Consider the following 7,634-nt stretch of genomic DNA (forward strand, 5'->3'; position numbering starts at 1 on the left):
TTCCATTTGGTCAAGCGATATCGACCGTGCGTATGAGGCTGCAAAAAAGATAGAGGCTGGCAGCACGTTTATTAATACACATAGTTTCGAATCGCTTTCATTAGGAATGCCATTTGGAGGGTTTAAACAAAGTGGGATTGGCAGAGAATTGGGCGTTGAGGAAACAATGAGTTCTTATATGGAAGTTCATTCTATCCGGTATGTGAAATAAACATAAAATTTTGTGCTTTATTAAACAGGTAAATAAAAAACTAGGAGAAAACTTCATATGAATAAAGGTATATAGAAGTTTTCTTCAATCCTCAACAGATAAATCTAATATACTTGATGCTTTTTAAGAAATAAGTTTACTATTATTTTAAAAGGAGAGTAATAAAATGAAAAAACAAATACATTTGCTAGGTTTTGCACAAAATTCAGTTGCTCCTCATTCACCAGGTCTATGGAGGCATCCTAAAGATGAAGGACAAAGACATGGCGAAATATCCTATTGGATAGAAATTGCTCAATTATTAGAAGAGGGGAAATTTGATGGGATTTTCTTTGCAGATGTTTATGGCGTATATAATGTATATCGAAATAGTTATAAACCTGGTATTCAACATGCTGTTCAGTCACCGTTACATGACCCATTGCTTACAATTTCAGCGATGGCTTCTGCTACAAAAAATTTAGGGTTTGCTTCTACAATTTCGACAACATATATTCAACCTTATTATCTTGCAAGACAGCTAACAACTTTAGATCATCTTACAAAAGGTCGTATAGGATGGAACATTGTTACATCTTATTTAGAATCTGAGGCTCTAAACTTAGGCCTTAAAGGAAAAATTAATAGGGAAGAACGTTATGCTAGAGCAGCTGAGTATATGGAAGTTGTATATAAGCTGTGGGAAAAAAGCTGGGAAGATGGCGCCATAGTAGCTGATAAAGAATCAGATACTTATACAGATCCTGAAAAGGTTCACGCCATTAATCATAAAGGTAAATATTTTGAGGTGCCTGGACCTCATATTAGTAATCCATCTCCTCAGCGGACACCAGTATTATTTCAGGCTGGAGCATCTTCTAAAGGACGAGATTTTGCAGCAAAAAATGCTGAAGCAATTTTCTGCGTTCAACATGATGTTGAAGGTATGAAGGCATTTTCAAAAGATGTTCGCAGTAGAGCGAAACAAGTTGACCGGAATGAAGATGATATCCTGATATTCCCTGCTATGCTTCCAATAGTAGGATCTACTGAGGAAGAAGCAAAAAATAAATATAAGGAACTTCAATCGCTTCTTAGTTACGATGGAGCAGTTTCAATATTATCTGGACACCTTGGCGTTGATTTCTCTGTATATGATCCAGATCAATACATTGAAAATATAGAGACAGATGCTATTAGGGGTGTCTTTGACTTGTATGTGGGTGGTAAGAAAAAATGGACCATTAGAGAAGCTGTTATGCATCGTGGATTAGGAAATGAATCTGTAAAATTTGTGGGAACACCTGAGCAAATTGCTGACGAAATGGAATTATGGATGGATGAAGGAGATATAAACGGTTTCAATATCAACCAAGCAACTACGCCTGGAACTTTCCGCGATTTTGTGAAGTATGTCGTTCCTGAACTTCAGAAAAGAGGAAGATATCGTACAGAATATGAGGGTACTACTTTACGAGAAAATATGTTTGGAAAGGGAAATATACAATTAGCTGATAATCACCCAGCAAAGAAAATCAATATTTCTGTTCCAACCCTCCAATAGATAATAATTGCAAGAGTAATTAAGAGGATTGGTTCTATAATTTGTTGCCTTGAAATTAAGAAAAATATTTAAAAAAATAGGGAAATTTCTATATATCTATGCTTTTCAAACAGAATCACTAATAGCAATTTCAAAAAACAAAACCATGGAGGAATTATTATGAATATTAGAACTTCACAATTAAATGAAATAAATGTACCAGCCCTACAAGGATATATCGAGGACATTACGAAAACACCAAACAACGCAATGATAGATTATAAAGTAAACCTTGAATGGATGGGTGGGACGAAATCAAAAGTTACAACAAAGGGTATAAAAATGGGAGAAGAACGTTTGGAAAGAAACTTCTCCTTTATCGTAGATGAACCTGAACAACTTTTAGGAGAAGATTCTCAACCAACCCCGCAAGAGTATTTATTGGGAGGAATGGGATCTTGTATGATGGTGGGATATTCCGTTGGTGCCTCTGTAATGGGGATTGAACTAGAAAAATTAGAGATTGATATTGAGGCTGGATTGAATTTAAGAGGTTTCCTGGAAGTAGACCCAGAAGCTCCAATAGGCTTTAAAAATGTGAAATATACCATCCGTGTAAAAGGGGACGGTACGAAAGAACAGTTTGAGCAAATACATGAAAAGGTTATCAACCATTCACCAAATAGAGCGAATATTACAGACGCTATCAAGGTAATTCCTGAACTGGTCATTGAAAAATAGGCAAAAATATACGGGGCTATTAAGTTATAGTTATCTTTCATATAAAACTAGATACAGGGAGAACCGAGAGCAAATGACAAGGAATCGTTGGATAGCACTTGCACTAATTGCAACGGCTGTATTATTTACTTTAAGTCTTTGGTTTAGCGCCTCTGTAATCATACTAGACCTCAGAACCATGTGGGGTTTAACCAAGTGGACCGAAGCTTGGCTGTCAGCTTCCGTACCAGCAGGATTTGTAATAGGTGCTTTTATTAGTGCTTTTTATGGATTTGCAGATCGATTTAATATTAGAAAGCTATTTGCCATATCTGCTATATTAGGTTCTTTTTTTAATATTTTGCTTATTTTTACCAATATAGCAGGTGTCGGTATAACACTAAGAGTTTTAACGGGAATTTGTTTAGCAGGCGTTTACCCTCCGGCTGTCAAACTAATTGCTCAATGGTTTCCTAAACAACGCGGTTTAGCAACAGGCATCTTAATAGCAGCATTAACATTAGGCTCTTCCTTGCCGCATTTTATTTCTTTATTTGTTGCTTCGTTAGATATTAGGTTGGTCCTATTAATAACTTCTACGCTTGCTATTATTGCTGCTTGGTTGATGTATGGGATCTTGGGTGATGCGCCTGTTGATTCGAGGAATAAAACCCCATTTTCATTTGGATTAATGAAAAAGATAATTAAAAATAAGCCAGTCATGTTGGCAAACTATGGCTATTTCGGGCACATGTGGGAACTTTATGCAATGTGGACTTGGCTCCCAGCTTTTTTAACAGCTAGTTTTGTAAACTATTCTCCATCAACTAACCTATGGCTAGGTCTGCTGATTTCATTTGTGGCGATAGGGGTTGCAGGTAGCATTGGGTGTATTGTTGGAGGTCTTGTTGCAGACAAAGTTGGTCGCTCAAATTTAACAATAATTGCAATGGGAATTAGTGCTGTTTGTGCACTAGTTATAGGGTTAACCTTTGGGAATAATATTTGGCTAACTTCTATCTTATCAATTATATGGGGTGTGTCTGTTGTTGCTGATTCCGCACAATTTTCTGTAGTAGTGTCGGAGTTTTCACATTCTGAATACGTAGGAACTGCTTTAACATTTCAAATGTGTGTTGGATTTTTAATTACTATTCTTACCATTAATTTTATTTCGTTTTTTCAGGGATGGGTAGGATGGCAATGGGTATTCACTATATTAGGTATCGGCCCAATCCTAGGAATTATAGCGATGGTAAAACTTAAAAACTATGAAAAAATAGAAATACAGAATCTGGACGAATCAATGTAGGAAATAGTGAACGTTTAGAAAATCAATATAATAATAAGGGGATGAATAATATGCAAACGATAGAGAAGTCAACATCATTTAAAAAAGTGATGGGTAATTATCCTACTGGAGTAATGGTTGTAACAACAACAGGCAAAGACGGAAAACCAGTAGGATTGACAGTTAATTCATTTGCGTCCGTCTCACTCAATCCTATGCTTGTTTCATGGTGCATCGACCATAGTGTTTCTTCTCTTGAGGACTTCAAAGAAGCTGACGGATTTGCTCTCCATATTTTGGCGGGAGATCAACCTGATATTTGTAAAGCATTCGCAAGTAAGGATGCAGATCGCTTTGGGATGTGTGAATGGAATACTTCCCAAAATAAATTGCCTGTTATATCTGATACATTCGCTGTATTAGAGTGCAAGACTTTTAAACAGGTAAAAGCTGGTGACCATACCATTCTAATTGGTGAAGTGGAAGACATTTTTTTATCTAATGAAAAAGATCCTATGCTCTATCATCGACGTCAATTTGGTCATATACCTAGTGAGTTTTATACAAGGTAGAGGGATAAATAAGATTCAGGAATAACATAGAAAAAAATAATACTTTTTTATAAGGAAAGAATCCATTTTGAGCAATTATTTACCGTAAAAAAAGGTAATATGAAAGTAATATTTTATAGTGCACTGAAAATCGTCATTCATAGTAATTAAGCTGTTGTCAACATTTGTGGGGGCTTTTCTAAACTCTTTTAAACTGCCCGATTAACCAAAAGGTTATGGTATGAGACCGAAAATCATCTAATGTAATTAAGATGAAAAGGTATTTATAGTTGCAGAAAAAAATAAACAAAATCCTAACGATTTTATTTCTGATTTATGGTAAGATGGTGTTATCTATATTCGGAGGAAGATAAAAATGACAGAAGAAACAAAACAAGGTATTCAATCAATTGAATTAGGAATAAAAATGCTGAAAATTATATCTGACTACGACCGACCTCTTACTATTACAGAGATATCTAATTTATGCGATATTTCAAAAAGTAAAGCTTATCGATATCTTATTTCTTTTGTGAAAACTGGTTTTTTACAAAAAAATGAAAACCTTAAATATTCTATAGGGAATGAATTAATACTAATAGGAGTACGCGCTCATAGTAATGTAGATATTGATAAACTGTCTACATCGTATATTAGTGAATTGAGGGATAAGATTAATGAAACAGTATCTATGGCACTTTGGGGAGAGAAAGGACCGTTTTTTCTAAAATGGGAACCAAGTAACTCCCATGTTAATATAGGTGTTCAACAAGGTACACAAATTAAGGTTACACAAAGTGCAACAGGAAAACTATTTGCAGCATTTTCTCCCAGAGAAAAAACAGAAAAGCTTATAAATGAGGAATTAAATGGAGATCAAACTGCAATAGACTCATTCTATAATGAGTTAAAAATAATTAGAGAAAAGAAATTTGCAACAACACAGGATACCCTAATACCAGCAATTTCAGCACTCAGTGCACCTGTATTTGGAAAAAATGGAGAAATTGATGCATGTATTAGTGTGATTGGCTTTACCGAATCACTTGATGTTTCAGAAGATTCGATTATAGCAAAGGAATTGAAAAAAAATGCATATCTTTTATCAAGAGACATGGGATACGTGGAAAAAAGATTATTCCCTTCATTACTTAATAAATAGAAAGTTATATTTAAATTAGAAAGAATTTGGTACATCCATCCCTGTAATATACTACAGGGTTTTTCTATTTGCAGTAAATTAAATGTTAATTAGAGAAACAATCTAAGCAAATCGATTTATCCGATCTATTCCCCCCCTGGTCTTTTCAGCGTTTAAAATCAATAAATTGCTCGCCTCCCTCCTTGAATATAAATGCCATAATAATTAGTAGAAGCATTCCTACAACTAAAAAAAAACGACACTCCTAGGAAGCACGGGGTTTTTTGAATCACTACTAATCTCTTGTTTTTACTTATATTTCTTTATATTCCCTTTACAGTCATTTAATAGACTTCCTCTATAATTAAAGACAAATACTAGTAAAGGGAGAGATTAAGATTATGATACGCAAAGTTACTATCTTCTCACTGACAGCAATGATCTTCATGTCCATGTTTACAGCCCCTGTATTCGCATCCAATGGTGATATGCCGACAATTCAACAACAGCAGCAAATGGTTAATGTTGCACATCGGGGTGCTTCAGGTCATGCTCCGGAAAACACAATAGCCGCCTTTGATAAAGCGGTTGAAATGAAAGCTGATTATATTGAGATTGATGTACAAATGACACAAGATGGGAAATTGGTAGCTATCCATGATACAACCGTTGATCGTACAACAAATGGGACAGGATCGGTTGGAGATTACACACTTGATGAAATTCAGCAATTGGATGCTGGAAGCTGGTTCGGAGAGGAATTTGCGGGTGAACAGATTCCTACTTTTGAAGAAATAATCGATAGATACCAAGGAAAGATAGGGATATTAATAGAAATAAAATCACCTGAATTGTATCCGGGTATTGAAAAAAATGTTGCTGAAGCCTTAATGCAGCGTAATATGCACAGACCTAATACCGATAAAATTATTATTCAGTCGTTCAACCATGAATCTGTACAACGATCAAAGGAACTTTTGCCGAATATACCTCACGGAGTCCTTGCTGGGTTAACTTGGGCAGAGGTTACAGATGAACAGTTGGCACAATTTGCAGCATATGCTGATTACTTCAATCCGAATATGAATATCGTTACAGATGAGCTTGTTGACCGTGCTCATATTGCTGGGATGAAAATTTATCCATATACGGTACGAGCACAAGAGCAAGCAGATAACTTATTCGAACTTGGTGTTGATGGTATAATTACTGACTTTCCTGAGTATGTTTATAAGCATCCGGTGAAAAACTGAGGATAGACTTAAGACTAGTAATCTAGCAAACGATTGATTAGTAGGAGTAGCGTAAACAAAAAGAACTTAGAAAAAAGTTACAAATGAAGCTGTTGGTCATTTTAGAATGGCATGAAAATGGAAATGAGATGGAATAAGGGACAAAGGGTACAGTTTAAAGCTGCCTTGTCCCTTTCATAATTTCAGGGTTAGTGCCCCCCACTTAACATTCATGGCTTAGTGTGATGGAATATAAATCACGGAAATACGGCATAGTAAGTAGTAATTATTAACAGTATAAACCTGTTATGATTACTACTTTTTCAGAAAAGCTGATCTAATTCACCTATCCCTTTTTTTGCCTTTTCAGCAAGTCTTGCAGAAACATGAAAGTCATCTGCGTGGGCAGCTGCGAAGGCATGCACCTTGCCGTAATGTTTCTAATAGATGTCCTGCATAATATAGTTTTTGAATGTTTCCAACGGTAAATCTCCCTTGACAATCCCGTGTACAAACGGATGATTCAGGCTTAATTCCCAACTTTGCTTTGTTGCTTCTCTCAACGACTCTGAAAAACGCATAAAAAATTCCTCCTCTATTATAGTTTCTTACTGGTGAATTAGGAAATGGATATTTATTTTTTAATATCCAATATACGATAAATTTTAATAGCCTACTTCTACTACAGCGTTAACGATATACATCAAATCGTTTTTATCTTGCTGTTCTTCAAGGGAAATTCCGCTTGTCGTTGCCATGCCACCGTTCATCACTTCAACGGTTACCGTACCATAGGGAATAACCCTTTTTATTCTTTTCTGATCTAATTTTTCCAAATCCCGCGGCAAGCCTAGTTTGACATCAACTTTCATGTTATTTAAATCACCATCCGGCAGAATTTTTTTCATACCAGGCATGGAATTGGAATGGATCGCATTCAGCACTGCTCGTTCAGACGCAATATTT

The 7,634-nt window shown here is 35.6% G+C and carries 9 protein-coding genes; 7 read left to right on the forward strand and 2 right to left on the reverse strand.

Annotated features, from left to right (window positions below; genetic code table 11):
* From ACHABU_RS20455 to ACHABU_RS20485, 7 genes are all read left to right on the forward strand, one after another.
* The coding region (locus ACHABU_RS20455) for an aldehyde dehydrogenase family protein (protein ID WP_435766798.1) at nucleotides 1-211 on the forward strand (211 nt) is incomplete at its 5' end.
* A 166-nt stretch (nucleotides 212-377) separates the two neighbouring features.
* Nucleotides 378-1,754, forward strand: coding sequence for an LLM class flavin-dependent oxidoreductase (locus ACHABU_RS20460; protein WP_435766799.1), 1,377 nt, complete (start codon nucleotides 378-380; stop codon nucleotides 1,752-1,754).
* A 159-nt stretch (nucleotides 1,755-1,913) separates the two neighbouring features.
* Nucleotides 1,914-2,474, forward strand: a complete 561-nt coding sequence (locus ACHABU_RS20465; RefSeq protein ID WP_435766800.1) for an OsmC family protein — start codon at nucleotides 1,914-1,916, stop codon at nucleotides 2,472-2,474.
* Between the two features lie 73 nt (nucleotides 2,475-2,547).
* Nucleotides 2,548-3,765, forward strand: coding sequence for an MFS transporter (locus ACHABU_RS20470; protein ID WP_435766802.1), 1,218 nt, complete (start codon nucleotides 2,548-2,550; stop codon nucleotides 3,763-3,765).
* A 50-nt stretch (nucleotides 3,766-3,815) separates the two neighbouring features.
* Entirely contained in the window at nucleotides 3,816-4,316 is a 501-nt protein-coding gene (locus ACHABU_RS20475; protein ID WP_435766803.1) for a flavin reductase family protein, read from the forward strand.
* Between the two features lie 355 nt (nucleotides 4,317-4,671).
* Nucleotides 4,672-5,457: an IclR family transcriptional regulator gene (locus ACHABU_RS20480; RefSeq protein WP_435766804.1), complete on the forward strand. Its 786-nt coding sequence runs from the start codon at nucleotides 4,672-4,674 to the stop codon at nucleotides 5,455-5,457.
* 380 nt (nucleotides 5,458-5,837) lie between these two features.
* Nucleotides 5,838-6,689, forward strand: a complete 852-nt coding sequence (locus ACHABU_RS20485) for a glycerophosphodiester phosphodiesterase (RefSeq protein WP_435766806.1) — start codon at nucleotides 5,838-5,840, stop codon at nucleotides 6,687-6,689.
* Nucleotides 6,690-7,108: 419 nt separating this feature from the next.
* Here ACHABU_RS20485 and ACHABU_RS20490 read toward each other — a convergent pair whose 3' ends face one another.
* Both ACHABU_RS20490 and ACHABU_RS20495 read right to left on the reverse strand, forming a co-directional pair.
* Nucleotides 7,109-7,249 (reverse strand): hypothetical protein, encoded by a 141-nt coding sequence (locus ACHABU_RS20490; protein WP_435766807.1) that lies wholly within the window; start codon nucleotides 7,247-7,249, stop codon nucleotides 7,109-7,111.
* Nucleotides 7,250-7,333: 84 nt separating this feature from the next.
* A partial coding sequence (locus ACHABU_RS20495) for a Lin0512 family protein (RefSeq protein WP_435766808.1) occupies nucleotides 7,334-7,634 on the reverse strand: 301 nt, incomplete at its 5' end.

Origin of the sequence: Oceanobacillus sp. CF4.6 (genome assembly GCF_051262635.1) — a bacterium.
In the GTDB taxonomy this organism is placed as follows: Bacteria; Bacillota; Bacilli; order Bacillales; family Amphibacillaceae; genus Oceanobacillus.